Source organism: Nocardioides sp. F233, assembly GCF_057813895.1.
Genome location: NZ_JBVASH010000005.1, coordinates 36,299 through 50,639 on the forward strand (window position 1 = coordinate 36,299; position 14,341 = coordinate 50,639).

A 14,341-nucleotide genomic window follows, 5' to 3' on the forward strand; every position below is an offset into this window, starting at 1 on the left:
AGCAGCCGAAGCTCGAGCACACCAGCAACACCAGGAGCACACGTGTCGAAGCGGGACTCGATCGCCGCCGTCGTGGCGGTCGTCATTGCCGCAGTCGCCACATCGCTGACGACAGGCATCTTCGACGGGCGAGGCAGCTCATCAACAGCAGGGGAGGAACCCACCATGGCAGGTCCACAGAGCGACCCCGTGAACGCCGACGAGGCTGTTGCCCCCGCCGACTCGGGCGGCTCCGACGGCCAATCCATCGGCGACGGCAGTGCTGGTGGCGGCAACGGCGACAGGGTCGCGTACTACCGCACGGTGGCGGATGCACTGCCGGACGAGGAGTCGTTCACCGTGCTGGTCGTGGCTGGGGCAACGCGGGACGAGGTGGCGCAGGTGCTGCACGTCGACCTGGCTCAGCCAGTGGGCGAGGACGACATCTGGTCCGACGACCTCGACACGACCGGATGGGCGCTGATCGACATCGCCGGCGGCGTGCTGGCAGTGGAGCCGACCGGCTACGGCGACCCGGCGCTGGGCACGCTGCGCGAGTTGTCGGCAGACGGCCGGGCTGCCGCCGTGCTGCGCGGCAACGTCCAGGCCCACGACCGGTTCGGCGCGGCTCGCGACGGCGAGTTGCTCTTCGACGACGACGAGTACACCTTCATCGACGACCCCGCGGTGGTCCCTCAGGAGCTGCGGGCTCTGTTCGATCTGGCATGGGTCGATCTCGAGGCTGACACCGACAGCTATGACGGGGCAGATCCCACGGCTGTGTCGTTGGCGATGGCCGAGGTGGTCACGGGGCTCACCCTCACACCGGCAGACGTGGCAGACGTCAGCCAGGCGCAGTACTTCCACGGACCCGCACAGGTGTACGCCGACTCGCTGGGGGAGTGACCCCCGCAGCCGGCCACAGGTGGTTCAGATCGGCCGGGTGGAGTCTTCGTGAACCCGAGATGGTGTGCCTCGAACCGTCGCGTCGACCGTGTGCCCAGCGGGCACGGCGGGGAAGGCCCGAGGACGTGCTCCCGCGTCCCGTCTCGGACGGCGTGCCGACAGTGCCAGGTCGGCGCGCGCCTGGCCCTGTCAGCAGAGCAGTCAGCCCTCTCGAATGGTCATCGACGAGACCCGCTCGCCGTCGATGCCGAAGGTGAACTTGCTCAGGCCGTTGGCGTCGTTGCTGCGCCAGTCGCCGACCACGACGACCTCACGGGCGTTGGTGTTGCTCACCGACTGGATGGTGAGCGTGCCGTCGGCGCCGATGGGCTCCTTGCTGCTCCAGCCATGGATGGCATCAGGGCCGGCGATCAGCAACGACAACTGTTGTCAGGTCCCGGCGGGGGCGCCATCGGCCGACGGACCGGTCGGTCAGCCGGTCGCCGGGACCGACGAGATGGTCGCGAAGTGCGGCCCGTCCCCACCCGGTACGCCGCGCAGTCCGCGGCCGGGGGTGCGGAGCGTGATCCGGACTCGGTCCGAGCGGAACAGGTCGTGGGAGAACTCGAACGGCGTCCCCGCGGTGTCGTACGTCGTGCGGGTGATCGAGACCAGCGGGTCACCCACGGCGACAGCGAGCAGGGCTGCCTCTTCGTCGGTCGCGTGGACCACCTCGACGACCTCCTCGGCGTCGGCGATGGAGACGCCGTAGTCGTGCTCGATCAGCTCGTAGATCGAGCCGCCGAGCGGCTGCTCGAGCAGGCCGGGGAAGCGGTCGGCGGGGAGCCGGGCGTGGTCGAGGGAGAAGGGCGTGCCGTCGGCGAGCCGCAGGCGGCGTACGTCGACGACGAGGTCCCCCTCGGCGAGCTGGAGCGCGCGGCGGGTGGGTGCGTCGGCGACGCCCATCCGCGTGGCGACGACGCGGGTGCCGGCGGAGTAGCCCTGGCGGGCGAGGTAGGCGGGCACGCCGACCACCTTGGTCAGGTCGTGCTCGACCTTGGCGTGGTTGATGAACGTCCCGCCGCCGCGGCCGGCCACCCGCCGGACCAGGCCGGCCTCCTCGAGCGCGGCGAGCACCTGGCGCAGCGTGGCGCGGCTGACGCCGTAGTGCTCGGACAGCTCGCGCTCGCTGCCCAGCCGGGCGCCGGGGGGCAGGGTGCCGGCGCCGATGTCGGTCAGCATCCGGCGGCGGAGGGTCTCTGCGACGGCGTGCTCCGTGGCCATGGCGCCGCTCCTTCCTTCCGGTCCTCTTCGGTCGGCCCGATCCGCCGAATGGTCTGACCAGATGCTTGCAACCTACCCCAGAGCCGCCGCGGCAGCCCTCAGATCTCCGCGAGTGCCTGCAGCGACTCGGGCAACACCTGGCCACCGTCGACGATCAGCGTCTGACCGGTGATGTACGACGCCTCCTCGGTCGCGAAGAAGAGCGCGGCGTTGCCGATGTCGGCGACGCCGCCGAGCCGCTTCTGCGGCACGCTGGCCGCCATCGCTGCCAGGTAGTCCTCCCCGAGCCCGTCGAGACCTTCGGTGGCGATGTTGCCCGGGAGCACGGCGTTGATCGTGATGGCGCGGGGCGCGAGCTCGAGAGCGGCAGTGCGCACGAAGCCGAGCTGTGCCGCCTTGCTGGCTCCGTAGTGCGACCAGCCGGGGTAGCCGGTGTGCGGACCGGTGATCGAGGAGGTCACCACGACGCGGCCGCGGCCGCTCGCCGTCAGGGCCTCCAGGCACGCCTGGACCGCGAACACCGTGCCGTTGAGGTTGGTCGCCATCACCCCGTTGAGGTCGTCGGCGGTCATCGCGTCGAGGCGGGCGGCGGGGAAGACACCCGCGTTGGCGCACAGGACGTCGATGCCGCCGTGGCGCTCGACCGCGGTGGCGGCCATCCGGTCGCAGTCCTCGCGCCGGCTCACGTCGGCGATGACGTACGACGTCTCGCCGCCGATCGCCGCGCACGCGGCCGCCAGCGACTCCTCGTCACGCCCGGTGACCAGGACGCGAGCGCCGGCCCGGGCGAAGACGGTGGCGATGCCGCGGCCGATGCCCTTGCTGCCACCGGTGACGACGACCGAGCATCCGGCGAGTGAGGTGAACATGGGGTCTCCGATCCAAGTCTCTGTTACAGGGATGCGCCGTCCGACGCGACGTACCGCCGCGCCAGCTCGACGGTGCCGGCGGTGTAGCCGGGCCCGAGGTCCTGGCACTCGCGGGAGTGCGCGTGCGAACCCATCCAGGCGACGAGGAGCAGGCGACGCAGCATCACGAAGGTCGCCAGCATGGCCTCGTGCTCGGCGGACAGCTCGGTGACCGAGCGGTACCCGCGCAGCCAGGCGGCCTGCCACTGCGGGAGGCGCGGGTCGTGCTCGATGAACGACACGGCGGTGCCGAAGTCGTACATGAACCACGAGTAGCCGCAGTCGTCGAAGTCGATCACGGTGACCAGGTCGCCCTCGACGAGCAGGTTCGCCAGCCGGAGGTCGGCGTGCACGAGGCCGAAGCGGTCGGTCCCTGCGCCGTACGCCGAGAGCCGCTCCCGCACGACCTCGACGGCCGCTCCGAGCGCGGCCTCCTCGACCGGCCCGACCCCGATGCCGTCCTGCCAGCGTCCCCAGCGGGGCTGGTCGCCGAGCGAGTGCTCCCAGTCCCAGCTGAACCGGTGGAAGTCGTGCGGCGGCCGCCAGCTCCGGGCGTGCTGGTGCATGCGGGCCGTGATCGCGCCGAGCGTCTCGAAGTCGGCGGTGCCGAGGGCGACGTCGTCGGGCTCGATGCCGGGCACGACGTGGAAGAGCACCGCGTGCCGCTCCTCGCCGTCGACCTCGACCGTGGTGACCCACTCGCCGCCGCTGGTCGGCACGACTTCGGACGTCGCGACCCCGGACTCCTCCCGCAGCGCGGCCAGCCAGGACAGCTCGCTCTCGATGTCGGAGCGCGAGTGGTAGCCCATCCGGTGCACCCGCAGGATCGCGCTGCGCTCGCCGTCCTCGACGAGGAAGGTCGCGTTCTCGGAGAGGTTGATCATCCGCAGCGTGCACCGGGGACCGAAGCCGTACCACGGCAGGACCTCTTCGGCGACCCGGGTGTCCACGGCGGCCGTGGTCGTCTCCATCAGTGCTCCCGTCCTTCGATCGCCTCCAGCACCTTGGTGATCCGGTCCCGGGCCACCTCGACGTCCTCGGTGCTGCCGCTGAGGTAGAGCCGGCCGGCCGCCCCGATGAACTGCACGTCGACCATGGTGATGCCGGGCGCGGCGCGCTCGGCCTCGTTGGCCGCCACGGCCGCGAAGAGGGCAGGCGCCATCTCGTAGACGAGGAGGGACTGTCCCGGCATGATCATCGACCCCGAACGGTTGCGGTTGAGGATCACCGCGTGCTGGTCGGTGATGCTCTCGATGATGTCGTGGTAGAGCACGCGCGGACGCAGCTGGTCACTGGCCGAGCTGCCCGTGCCGTCGAGGACGGCCTGGCCGGCCGCGACGACGTCCTCCAGCGACGAGGCGTGCAGCTCGAGCACCCCGAACTGTCGCTCGACGAAGAGGATGCCGGGCTCGACCGACGGCGCCGCCCGCAGGGCGAGGTCGATGACGCGCTCGATCGCGAGCGCGGGGGCGACCTCGATGATGAGGGCGTGGTCGCCGGCGTACGGCGGGTAGCCCCGGGCACGGGTGGGCGTGCCCAGGTAGGCGGCGAACTGCGGCTGCAGGTCCTCGACCATCAGGTAGACCCGCAGCTCCGCGCGGGCGTCGGTGGCGGCCATCGGACCTCCTCTTCTCGTGTGCTGGCTGGTGACGGTGGCGGGAAGCGCCGGGCTACTTCGCGCTGACGTCGAAGTGGTTGCCGAGCTCGGCGTGCGGGCGCGGGATGACGTGCACGCTGACGAGCTCACCGACCTGGGAAGCGGTCTCCGCGCCGGCCTCGGTGGCGGCCTTGACCGCGCCGACCTCGCCGGCGATGACGACGGCGACCAGGCCGTCGCCCACCTCCTGGCGGTCGGTGATGGTGACGTTGGCGGCCTTGACCATGGCGTCCGCAGCGGCGAGCGCGGCGACGAAGCCCTTGGTCTCGATCATGCCGATGGCGGTGCTGGACATGTGGTGCTCCTTGGTTGTGCGGTGGGTGGTGCGCGGGGCGCCGGTGGCGCCCCGACAACTGGGGGTCAGGACGAGGCGGGCGGGTTGTCGATCGAGCCGATGACCAGCGCGTCGACGGGCGGTGGCGCCCCGGGGAACCAGGCCGCGGCGACCGAGCCCTGGGCGACCAGGACGGTCTCGCCGACGCCGGTGCCCAGGACGTCGAAGGCGACCAGGCGGCTGCCGCCGCCCTCCACCTCGACCTCCAGGAACGCGCCGTTGGGCAGGCCGTCGATCCTCTTGGTGGACCAGACATTGCCGGTCACGACTGCTCTCAGCATCAGCGCTCCTTCTCGATGGGAACCCCCAGCGCGCGAGCCCTCTCGCGCGCCAGGGGAGTCAGGACGGCACGGCGGCCGAGGACCAGACGGCGGCCCGCCTCGGCGGCCGCCTTGACCTGGCGCTCGGTCACGGCGCCGGTGTCGATCCGCTGGACCGGGCGGTCCGTCGGTACGGCGGCCGCGGCCCCACCCTCGAGGCGGAAGCGCAGCCGTCCGGCGCGCAGGTCCTGGCGGTTCTTCGGGTTCTCGAACAGCGCGAGAAGGTGCCGGGCGAACCGGTCCAGGTCCGCGTCGTCCCCGATCCGGACCGCCTCGACGCGCTCGCGCAGCTGCGGTGCCGTCACGTGCTCGGCACCCGCGACGCCGGCGGGAGGGGCCGGCGCCACGGGCGGTGCCGGAGGCGCGGCGGCCGCCGGACCGGCGAGGTCCGCGACGACCTCGCGGACGACGTCCGCGATCACCGCACGCAGGTCCAGGGACGTGCTCACGTCAGGCCCCGGAGCGCTTCCTCGGCGGCCTCCGCGGCCTGCCGGACGTCGGCCTCCTTGCCGGACAGGTAGACCCGGCCGGTGGCCCCGATCATGCGGTAGTCGACGACCTTGATGTCGGCCGCCTTCTCCGCCTCGTTCGTCGCCACGATCGCGTACGACGCCGGCTGCACCTCGAGCACGTACATCGACTCGCCCGGCAGCACCATTGAGCCGATCTTGTTCCGGTTGATCAGGAAGGCGTGCTGGTGGTCGATCGAGCTGATGATCTTGCTGGCCAGGATCTGCGGGCGGACCGCGCTGGTGGCGTCCGCGCCGAGCGCGTCGAGCACGCCCTCCGCGGCGGCCTTCACCGAACCGGTCTCACCGTGGAACTCCAGGTAGCCGAACTGCCGCTCGACCACGAGCACGCCCGCGGCGACCTCGGCGTGCTTGAGCGCGACGTCGGTGATCGGCTCGATGTCGATGCCGGGCGCGACCTCGATGATCTGCGCGGCCATGTGGGCGCGCGGCAGGGTGCCCTTGATCCAGGTGCCGAGGTAGCACAGCGTCTGCGGCTGCAGCCGGTCGATGAAGATGAAGGAACGCAGTTCAGCCATGGGTCAGCCCTTGATGAGGTGGGAGAGCTCTTCGACGACGAGGCGTCGTACCTGCTCGCGGAAGGCGGCGTCGTCAGCGCCGGCGGTGGTGGTGCGGGCGCCGATCCGGTCGACCAGCGCGTCGACGTGGGACGGCGCGACAGCGCGGTCGTCGTTCGACGCCAGCGGGTACGCCGGCACCGGGGCGTGGTGGTCGCGCCAGGGGCTCAGCCCGGCGTACGCCGGCATCGCCTCGGCGGGGTCGCTGTTGTAGGCGATCCGGGTCCAGTTCACGAGGTGCTTCGGCTGGAGGTTCTCGCCGAGGGCGCTGCGGCCGACGAAGCCGGTGCCGATCGTCATGGTCGGCGCCAGGTTGGTGTCGAGGCCGGAGCTCCCCGTGCTGTTGCCGACGTTGACCGACACGCGCAGCACCGCGACGTCGGCGGCGTACCGCATCACGGTGGCGGGATCGGTCGAGTGGATCGCCGCGCTGTGGCCCGCGCCGGCGATCCGCACGATCGCGCGGGCCGTGGCGATGCCGGTGACCGCGTCCGGGACCCGGATCATCCCGAGCACCGGCGACAGCTTCTCGTGGGTGAGCGGCTCCTCCGGGACGGCCACGTCGAACGGCGCGACGAGGACCTTCGTGCGCGGCCCGACCCGGATCCCGGCCTGCTGCGCGATCCACGACGCGTCCTTGCCGACGACGTCCACGTTGAGCCGGCCGAGCGGGAACATGTAGTCGCGCAGCCGCTGGGTGTCGTCCGGACCGAGGACGGCAGCGCCGACGCGCTCCATCTCGCGGAGCAGCTTGTCGGCGACCGCGTCCTCGGCGATCAGCACCGACTCGTTGGTGCAGAGCACCGAGTTGTCGAACGCCTTGCTCTCGACCAGGCGCTGCGCGGCGGACCGGACGTCAGCGGTGCCGTCGACCAGCACGGGAACGTTGCCCGGGCCCACACCGATCGCGGGATTGCCGGAGCCGTACGCCGAGCGGACCACACCGGTGCCGCCGGTGGCGAGGATGACGTTGGTGCGCTCGTCGCCCATCAGCGCCTCGACCAGCGGGATGGTCGGCTCGGCGACGCTCTGGACGATGCCGTCCGGCGCGCCGGCCTCGACGGCGGCCCGGGCGAGGAGCTGTGCCGCGTCGTGGCAGCACTCCTTCGCCATCGGGTGCGGGCTGACCACGACCGCGTTGCGGGTCATGAGGGCGAGGATCACCTTGAAGAACACCGTGGCGACAGGATTGGTCGACGGCGTCAGCGCCAGCACGACGCCCGCCGGTCGCGGCACCTCGACGATCTTGTCGTCGACGCGGACCCGGGGACTGACGAAGTCCTGGCCGGCGTAGGTGTCGAGCAGCCCGCGCGAGCAGGCCTGGTTCTTGCGCACCTTGTGCTCGACGACACCGAAGCCGGTCTCGCTGACCGCCCACTCGGCGTACTTCTGGGCGTTCGCGTGGGCGACCTCCGCGACGGCGCGCACGATCCGCTCGACGTCGCCCTGGGAGTACGTCGCGAACGAGCGCGCCGCCCAGCGGGCGCGTTCGAGCATGTGCCCGGCCTGAGCGGGTGCGGTCGCGGGTCCGTTCGGCTGGTCGGCCATCAGCTTGCCCTCCGGCGGGAGACAGCGGGGTCGGCGGCCGCGCGGCCGATCGCCAGCGCGGTGCGGTCGAGGAGCTCCTCGACGAGGTCGGGCGTCATCAGGATCCCGGGCTTGTACTGCAGGACGCGCGGATCGAGCGTCGAGAAGATCGCCCACACGCCCAGCGCGTAGAGCTCGCGCATGACGTACTTCGCGCCTTCCGGGTGGGCGAACTCGAGGCCGAGCACGACGCCGTTCTGGCGGATCCCGACGAACCAGTCGGGGTACTGGGCCTGCACCTGGCGCAGCCCGGAGCCGACGAGGTCCGCGATGTAGTGCACCATCGAGCGGACCTCGGGCCGGCGGCTGATCTCGAGCGTCTTCAGCGCGGCGACGCAGCCGAGCTCGGCGCCGCCGAAGGTGGAGATGTGGCCGAAGCCGTCCTCGCGCAGCCACGCGCCGGCCCGCTCGCTCAGGAGCACCGCGGCGATCGGGTAGATGCCGCCGGACAGGCCCTTGCCGCTGACCAGGATGTCCGGCTCGATGCCATGCTTGGTGATCCCCCAGAGCTCACCGGTGCGCATCAGGCCGGTCTGGACCTCGTCGGCGATGTAGAGCGCGTCGTACTTCTCGCACAGCTTCTTGACGGCCTCGAGGTAGCCGGGCTGCGGGAGCGGGAAGCCGTACGTAGCGGGGATCGTCTCCATGATGACCGCGGCGACGTCGCGGCCCTTGAGCGCCTGTTCCATCGCCTCGAGGTCGTTGAACGGGACCTGGGGGAACTCCTCGGGCCGGTCGGAGAGGAAGAGCTTGGAGAAGCGGTCGTCGCCGGTGGCGACGGCGAGCCCGGTGTGCCCGTGGTAGGCCTTCACGATCGAGACGATCTTGCGCTTCTGCATGGCGTGCCGGGCGCTCTTGAGGGCGATGTCGATCGCCTCGCCGCCGCCGGAGGCGTAGGCGACCTTGGTCAGGCCCGCCGGAGCCGACTCGACCAGGGCCTCGGCGAGCGCCGTCCGGCCCAGCGAGGGGAAGTGGTGGTTGCCGACGTCGAAGCGGTCCATCGCCCGCTTCACCGCGGTGACCACCTCGGGGTTGCGGTGGCCGAGGTTGTAGGTGCCGCCGTTGAGGTGGACGTCGATCAGTCGGCGGCCGTCCATGTCCCAGAGCAGGTAGCCCTCGCGACGGTCGATCACCAGGTCGATCCCGCTGTCGGACCAGAACTTCGTCTTGTCCGGGTTCCAGTAGTGCGCCGACTTCTCGAGCATCTCTGCCTTCGAGTCGAAGCTGAACGCGTCGTAGTCGTGCATCGCCATCCCTTGGTGTCGGTGGCCACGTCCGTGGCCACCGGAAGCCTTGTGTCGAGAAGCCTGTTTGGTCAGACCGAAAAAGTCAATGGTCTGAATCGAAAGAAAACTGTCTGACCCAAAACCTTGATTTGGTCTGTTCGGTAGTGCCAACATGCGGGGCCTGGTGTGAGCCAGCACACAACCGTCAGGTGCCGGCCGGCACCGGAGAGAGGGTCCGCATGTCTGCAGAGGAGACGCGCACCGCGTCCGAGGCCGAGACGGGGGTCCAGCGGCTCAAGCCGAACGCCGTCGGCCTGTTCGGGGTGATGTTCATGGCGGTGGCCACCGCCGCGCCGATCACGGCGATGGTCGGCAACGTCCCGATCGCGATCGGCTTCGGCAGTGGCGCGAACGCACCGGCCGGCTACCTGGTCGCCACGATCGTGCTGGGGCTCTTCGCGCTCGGCTACTCGGCGATGGCCAAGCACATCGTCTCGACGGGAGCCTTCTACGGATTCATCTCGCACGGGCTGGGCCGGGTCGTCGGCATGGGCGCCGGTGCGCTGACCACGCTGGCCTATGTCGTCTTCGAGGCCTCGCTCGTCGGCATCTTCTCGTTCTTCGCCGCGAGCTTCTTCTCCACGCACACCTCGCTCGACATCTCGTGGGTCTGCTACGCGCTGCTGATGCTCGGCGTCAACGCGGTGCTGACCTACTACGACATCAACCTCACGGCCGTCGTGCTCGGCGGCTTCCTCGTGACCGAGATCGTCATGCTCGCCGCGATGACGATCTCGATCGTCGTCTCCGGCGGTGGCCCCCAGGGCTGGTCGCTCGGCTCGCTCAACCCGCTCAACGCCTTCCACGGTCTCAGCGGCTCGGTGACCCACCCGGACACCGGTGCCACGCTCGCGGTCGCCGGGACGGCGGGCATCGGCCTGTTCTTCGCGTTCTGGTCGTGGGTCGGCTTCGAGTCCACCGCCATGTACGGCGAGGAGTCGCGCAACCCGAAGAAGATCATCCCGCTCGCGACCATGCTCTCGGTGCTCGGCATCGGCATCTTCTACGTCATCGTGTCGTGGTCCGCGATCGTCGGCACCGGCCCGGACAACGCCGTCGCCCTCGCCCAGGACAGCGCGACCGCCGGCCAGATCTTCTTCGGTCCCGTCGAGCAGCACCTCGGTCACTGGGCGGTCATCGTCTTCGAGTTCCTGCTGATGAGTGGCTCGTTCGCCTGTGGCATGGCCTTCCACAACTGCGCGTCCCGCTACATCTACGCCATCGGCCGCGAGGACCTCGTCCCCGGCTTCGGGAAGACGCTCGGGGCTGCCCACCCGGTCCACGGCTCGCCGTACATCGCCGGCTTCACGCAGTCCACCGTCGCCACGGTGATCGTGGTGGGGTTCTACGCGACCGGCCGCGACCCCTACGGCCAGCTCTACGCGCTCATGGCCATCCTCGGGACCACGGCGATCCTCATCGTCCAGGCGCTGGCGGCCTTCTCCTGCATCGCCTACTTCCACGTCCAGGGCAAGCATCCCGAGACAGCGAACCTGTTCCGGACCTTCCTCGCCCCGCTCGTCGGCGGCATCGGCATGGTCTACGTCATCTGGCTGCTGATGGAGAACGCCGGCTTCGCGGCGGGTGCCGCCGCCAGCGACATCGTCTTCAAGCTGTCGCCGTGGATCGTCGGGCTCGTGGGTCTCTCGGGGCTCGGTTTCGCGCTGTGGGCCAAGCGGTTCGCGCCCGAGCGCTACGACACGATCGGGCGGGTCGTCCTCGAGGACACCCAGGAACGTGCGGACTGAGACGTCCGCCGTGGCCCCACCGGGGGAGCGGCGGAGGGCGTACGCTTCAGGGATCGCCAGCTGGGGGTCCCGATGAGCAGTCGTCCTTCGCCGCTCGACCTGGTGGCCGACGTGGCCGCCATCTGCGTCGAGCCCACGCCCGCCGCCGATCGGGCTGCCGCCGTCCTGGAACGGATCGGTGAGGCCATCCCGCTCGAGGCGGCGGCCCTGTCGACCTTCGACCCGGTCGAGGGGCGGCACTTCACGGTGGCCGAGATCGGCTACAGCGACCCGGTGCTGAGCTACCTCAACGACGGTTTCGTCAACGAGGACCCGGCCTTCCTCACCATGCGCTTCCGTAACCCGAGGCCGCTGCGCTGGTGCGACATCCCCGACTACCGCAACATGTTCAGCGCCCACGAGGTGTTCATCCCCGGCGGTTTCGCCGAGGGGTCGACGACCTGCCTGTTCACGCGCGACGGGCGCTACACCGGCGCGCTTCACCTGAGCTCCGACTCTCCGTTGCCCATCAGCGACTCGGCCATCGAGACGCTCATCGCGCTGCAGCGGGTGATCGCGCCGGTCATGGACGCGATGCGCCCGCCGGTCGGGCACACCTGGACCGACCTGCTCGAGGAAGCCGGTGAGGCGGCGCTGCTGACCTCCGACCGTCGGCTCGTCACGCTGCCCGGCCTGCGCCGGGACAAGTGGCTGGCCGACGACTCGCCGCTGGTGGCCGAGCTGCTGGCCAGCGCCGAGGGTGCGGTGCACCGGTTCGCCTGGGTCTCCCCGACCGGCCGCTGCCACGAGGTACGCCGCACCCGGCTCGCGGCGGGCGTCCTGGTGACGCTGCGCGAGGCGGCGGCGCCGTACCGGCTCTCGCCGCGGGAGGTGCAGGTCCTCACCCTGGTCGCGTCCGGCCTCGGCAACCCCGACATCGGGCTGGCGCTCTCGCTCAGCCCGCGCACGGTGGCGACCCACGTGGAGCACATCCTCGCCAAGCTCGGCTGCGCCACCCGGGTGGCCGCGGCGAGCAAGGCGGTGGCGGAGGAGATCGTTCCCCTGCCGGGGCCGCCCGCCACCCCCCTGCTCGTGCGCACCTGAGGTTCCTCTCGTCTGTCGCGGGTCAGGCGCCGAGCTCGACCGGCGTACCGATCGTCCAGCCGCCGTCGACCAGCAGGTTGTCGCCGACCACGTGGTCCGCGAGCGGGCTCGCCAGGAACAGCACGGCGTTCGCGACGTCCTGCGGGCTCGCCCACCGGCCCCGCGGGGTCTGCGCGGCGAGCGCGTCGTGCGTGGCCTGGTCGTAGAGCGCCGTCATGTGCGTGGTGACGAAGCCCGGCGCGACCGCGTTGACGTTGATGCCGTGCGCGGCGTAGTCGAGCGCCACCTGGCGGGTGAAGTTCACGATCGCGCCCTTGGTCGCGCAGTACGCCGCGAAGCCGGGGTTGCCGCGGAAGCCGCTGATCGAGCTGATGTTGACGATCTTTCCGGGGCTCTTGCGGGCCAGCAGCCCGCGGACCATCTCGCGGGTGCAGTGGAAGGTGCCGTCGACGTTGACGAGGAACTGGGTCCGCCAGGTCTCGTCGTCGGTCTCGTGCACGCTGCCCTCGCGCAGCACCCCGGCGTTGTTGACGAGGATGTCGAGTCCGCCGAGGCGCTCGTCGAGGTCGGCGAAGACCGAGGCGACGTGCGCGCTGGCCGTGACGTCGAGCTTCACGAACTCGGCGGAACCGCCGGCCGCGACGATGACGGCCGCCGTGGCGTCGCCGCCCTCGCGGGCCTCCTCGGTCAGGTCGGCGACGACGACGTGGGCGCCGACCTTCGCGAGGGTGGTGGCGATGGCCCGTCCGATGCCGGACGAGCCTCCGGTGACGACGGCCTTCTTGCCGGTGAGGTCGATCATGATCGGGTCCTTTCGATGGAGGGGAGGGTCATTCGGCGCCGCACCAGTCGAGGGCGAGCGAGGCGTAGGTCCGGGCGGCGAGGTGGACCTCGTCGACCAGGCAGTACTCGTCGTCGGCGTGCGCGACCCGGAGGTCGCCCGGGCCGTAGCTGATCGCCGGGATCCCGGCTGCCGTGAGGAACGAGCAGTCCTCGACCGCACAGAACCCGGCGACCGGCGGCGGTCCCTGGTACGCCGTCATCCCGGACACCCGCTCGTGGGCCGACGAGACGGCGGCGGTGATCGCGTGCGCCGCCTCGCCGGGGTCGTTGGCCGGCCAGTTGAGCTTCCACTCCACGACCGGCGGGTGCTCGCGCAGCCAGCCGTCGGTCTGCGCGATCGCGCGGATCTGGGCCTCGACCTCCGCCTTCACGGTCGCGGGGTCGTCCTGCGGCGGGTACCAGATGCAGTACTCGATGGTCATGTACTCCGACAGGATGAACGGCACGAGCACCCCGTGCGGTCCGCCCTGGACGACGCCGGGGTGGATGGTGAAGTGGCCCGGCGCGAACAGCGGGTGGGTCTTCGTAAAGGCCCACTCCTCCTCGAGGCGCTGCATCGCCTGGAAGACGAGCATGCCCTTGTCGATCGCGTTGACGCCGACGGCGCTGCCGCCACCGCCCGCGCGGATCGTCTGCCCGCGCATCGAGGAGTGGGTTGCCTTGCCCTGCACGGTCACGGAGAACCAGAGCAGGCCCGGCGTCACCGGGATGACGCCGAGGTTGGTCGGACCGCTGGGTTCGGCGACGACGGCGGCGTCGGCGCGGTAGCCGTGCTCGATCGTCGACGTGACGCCGCACTCGTGGTCCATCACCTCCTCGCCGACGACCGCCTGGACGATCAGGTCGCCGCGGAGGGTGACGCCAGCCCGCTGCAGTGCCTTGACCGCGAACGCCTGGGCGACCAGACCGGCCTTCATGTCGCTGGCGCCGCGGCCCCAGACCCGGTCGCCGTCGACCTTGCCGGAGAACGGGTCGCCGGAGGTCCAGCGGTCCGGGTTGCCCGGCGGCACGACGTCCACGTGGCCGTTGAAGATCAGCGACTGCCCGCCGCCGGTGCCCTTGAGGGTGCCGACCGCGTTGTCGCGGCCCTTCTCCACGGCCCAGTACTCGACGTCGGCGCCGGCGTCCTCGTAGATCTCGCCGACGAGGCGGGAGACGCGTCCCTCGAGGCCGACCACCTCGTCGTACACCTGGCCCGGGTACTTCGGGTTCACGCTCGGGATCGAGATGACCTCCGAGAGCGTGGAGACGAGGTCGTCCTTGAGGGCGTCCACCGCCGCCAGCACGCGGTCGTGGGTCTCCTGCGATGTCATGGCACAGCTCCGTTCGGGATCGGGACG

Annotated in this window: 16 protein-coding genes; 3 read left to right on the forward strand and 13 right to left on the reverse strand. The window is 70.9% G+C overall.

Annotated elements, in window-relative coordinates; all coding sequences use genetic code 11:
• Positions 1–42 precede the first annotated feature (42 nt).
• Complete coding sequence (locus ACZYRU_RS19170) at positions 43–885, forward strand: DUF6461 domain-containing protein (RefSeq protein ID WP_488958695.1); 843 nt, start codon at positions 43–45, stop codon at positions 883–885.
• Positions 886–1,086: 201 nt separating this feature from the next.
• Here ACZYRU_RS19170 and ACZYRU_RS19175 read toward each other — a convergent pair whose 3' ends face one another.
• The 11 genes from ACZYRU_RS19175 to ACZYRU_RS19225 all read right to left on the reverse strand — a co-directional run bounded on the left by ACZYRU_RS19175 (position 1,087) and on the right by ACZYRU_RS19225 (position 9,288).
• A complete protein-coding gene (locus ACZYRU_RS19175; RefSeq protein WP_488958696.1) occupies positions 1,087–1,308 on the reverse strand; it encodes a hypothetical protein in 222 nt (73 codons plus the stop codon).
• Positions 1,309–1,356: 48 nt separating this feature from the next.
• Positions 1,357–2,148, reverse strand: coding sequence for a GntR family transcriptional regulator (locus ACZYRU_RS19180; protein WP_488958697.1), 792 nt, complete (start codon positions 2,146–2,148; stop codon positions 1,357–1,359).
• A gap of 98 nt (positions 2,149–2,246) precedes the next feature.
• Positions 2,247–3,017 (reverse strand): 3-oxoacyl-ACP reductase FabG, encoded by a 771-nt coding sequence (gene fabG / locus ACZYRU_RS19185; protein WP_488958698.1) that lies wholly within the window; start codon positions 3,015–3,017, stop codon positions 2,247–2,249.
• A 23-nt stretch (positions 3,018–3,040) separates the two neighbouring features.
• Complete coding sequence (locus ACZYRU_RS19190; RefSeq protein ID WP_488958699.1) at positions 3,041–4,027, reverse strand: phosphotransferase enzyme family protein; 987 nt, start codon at positions 4,025–4,027, stop codon at positions 3,041–3,043.
• Positions 4,027–4,674 (reverse strand): hypothetical protein, encoded by a 648-nt coding sequence (locus ACZYRU_RS19195; RefSeq protein ID WP_488958700.1) that lies wholly within the window; start codon positions 4,672–4,674, stop codon positions 4,027–4,029. Before ACZYRU_RS19195 ends, ACZYRU_RS19190 begins: the two co-directional genes overlap by 1 nt.
• A gap of 52 nt (positions 4,675–4,726) precedes the next feature.
• Positions 4,727–5,008 (reverse strand): BMC domain-containing protein, encoded by a 282-nt coding sequence (locus ACZYRU_RS19200; protein ID WP_141800723.1) that lies wholly within the window; start codon positions 5,006–5,008, stop codon positions 4,727–4,729.
• A gap of 65 nt (positions 5,009–5,073) precedes the next feature.
• Positions 5,074–5,328: a EutN/CcmL family microcompartment protein gene (locus ACZYRU_RS19205; RefSeq protein ID WP_488958701.1), complete on the reverse strand. Its 255-nt coding sequence runs from the start codon at positions 5,326–5,328 to the stop codon at positions 5,074–5,076.
• The gene (locus ACZYRU_RS19210; RefSeq protein WP_488958702.1) at positions 5,328–5,816 is read right to left on the reverse strand and encodes a hypothetical protein; all 489 of its coding nucleotides are present in this window, start codon (positions 5,814–5,816) and stop codon (positions 5,328–5,330) included. Before ACZYRU_RS19210 ends, ACZYRU_RS19205 begins: the two co-directional genes overlap by 1 nt.
• Entirely contained in the window at positions 5,813–6,415 is a 603-nt protein-coding gene (locus tag ACZYRU_RS19215) for a BMC domain-containing protein (RefSeq protein ID WP_488958703.1), read from the reverse strand. The genes ACZYRU_RS19210 and ACZYRU_RS19215 overlap by 4 nt, the downstream gene beginning before the upstream one ends.
• A gap of 3 nt (positions 6,416–6,418) precedes the next feature.
• Positions 6,419–8,002 carry an aldehyde dehydrogenase family protein gene (locus ACZYRU_RS19220; protein WP_488958704.1) on the reverse strand — a complete coding sequence of 528 codons (1,584 nt, stop codon included), beginning with the start codon at positions 8,000–8,002 and terminating at the stop codon, positions 6,419–6,421.
• Entirely contained in the window at positions 8,002–9,288 is a 1,287-nt protein-coding gene (locus ACZYRU_RS19225) for a class-III pyridoxal-phosphate-dependent aminotransferase (RefSeq protein ID WP_488958705.1), read from the reverse strand. Before ACZYRU_RS19225 ends, ACZYRU_RS19220 begins: the two co-directional genes overlap by 1 nt.
• Positions 9,289–9,506: 218 nt before the next feature.
• Here ACZYRU_RS19225 and ACZYRU_RS19230 point away from each other — a divergent pair, with 218 nt between their 5' ends.
• Both ACZYRU_RS19230 and ACZYRU_RS19235 read left to right on the forward strand, forming a co-directional pair.
• The gene (locus ACZYRU_RS19230) at positions 9,507–11,075 is read left to right on the forward strand and encodes an APC family permease (protein ID WP_488958706.1); all 1,569 of its coding nucleotides are present in this window, start codon (positions 9,507–9,509) and stop codon (positions 11,073–11,075) included.
• Positions 11,076–11,147: 72 nt separating this feature from the next.
• Positions 11,148–12,158: a response regulator transcription factor gene (locus ACZYRU_RS19235; protein ID WP_488958707.1), complete on the forward strand. Its 1,011-nt coding sequence runs from the start codon at positions 11,148–11,150 to the stop codon at positions 12,156–12,158.
• Positions 12,159–12,180: 22 nt separating this feature from the next.
• On the opposite strand, the gene ACZYRU_RS19240 is transcribed toward ACZYRU_RS19235, so the two are convergent.
• Positions 12,181–12,960: an SDR family NAD(P)-dependent oxidoreductase gene (locus ACZYRU_RS19240; RefSeq protein ID WP_488958708.1), complete on the reverse strand. Its 780-nt coding sequence runs from the start codon at positions 12,958–12,960 to the stop codon at positions 12,181–12,183.
• A gap of 28 nt (positions 12,961–12,988) precedes the next feature.
• Positions 12,989–14,314: a M20 family metallopeptidase gene (locus ACZYRU_RS19245; protein ID WP_488958709.1), complete on the reverse strand. Its 1,326-nt coding sequence runs from the start codon at positions 14,312–14,314 to the stop codon at positions 12,989–12,991.
• Positions 14,315–14,341 lie beyond the last annotated feature (27 nt).

Bases quoted from the DNA above. Each gene is read 5' to 3' on its own strand.
- ACZYRU_RS19180 (WP_488958697.1), bottom strand. From the start codon at position 2,148: ATGGCCACGGAGCACGCCGTCGCAGAGACCCTCCGCCGCCGGATGCTG.
- ACZYRU_RS19215 (WP_488958703.1), bottom strand. From the start codon at position 6,415: ATGGCTGAACTGCGTTCCTTCATCTTCATCGACCGGCTGCAGCCGCAG.
- ACZYRU_RS19245 (WP_488958709.1), bottom strand. From the start codon at position 14,314: ATGACATCGCAGGAGACCCACGACCGCGTGCTGGCGGCGGTGGACGCC.
- ACZYRU_RS19240 (WP_488958708.1), bottom strand. From the start codon at position 12,960: ATGATCGACCTCACCGGCAAGAAGGCCGTCGTCACCGGAGGCTCGTCC.
- ACZYRU_RS19190 (WP_488958699.1), bottom strand. From the start codon at position 4,027: ATGGAGACGACCACGGCCGCCGTGGACACCCGGGTCGCCGAAGAGGTC.
- ACZYRU_RS19220 (WP_488958704.1), bottom strand. From the start codon at position 8,002: ATGGCCGACCAGCCGAACGGACCCGCGACCGCACCCGCTCAGGCCGGG.
- ACZYRU_RS19205 (WP_488958701.1), bottom strand. From the start codon at position 5,328: ATGCTGAGAGCAGTCGTGACCGGCAATGTCTGGTCCACCAAGAGGATC.
- fabG (WP_488958698.1), bottom strand. From the start codon at position 3,017: ATGTTCACCTCACTCGCCGGATGCTCGGTCGTCGTCACCGGTGGCAGC.
- ACZYRU_RS19200 (WP_141800723.1), bottom strand. From the start codon at position 5,008: ATGTCCAGCACCGCCATCGGCATGATCGAGACCAAGGGCTTCGTCGCC.
- ACZYRU_RS19195 (WP_488958700.1), bottom strand. From the start codon at position 4,674: ATGGCCGCCACCGACGCCCGCGCGGAGCTGCGGGTCTACCTGATGGTC.
- ACZYRU_RS19235 (WP_488958707.1), top strand. From the start codon at position 11,148: ATGAGCAGTCGTCCTTCGCCGCTCGACCTGGTGGCCGACGTGGCCGCC.
- ACZYRU_RS19225 (WP_488958705.1), bottom strand. From the start codon at position 9,288: ATGCACGACTACGACGCGTTCAGCTTCGACTCGAAGGCAGAGATGCTC.
- ACZYRU_RS19230 (WP_488958706.1), top strand. From the start codon at position 9,507: ATGTCTGCAGAGGAGACGCGCACCGCGTCCGAGGCCGAGACGGGGGTC.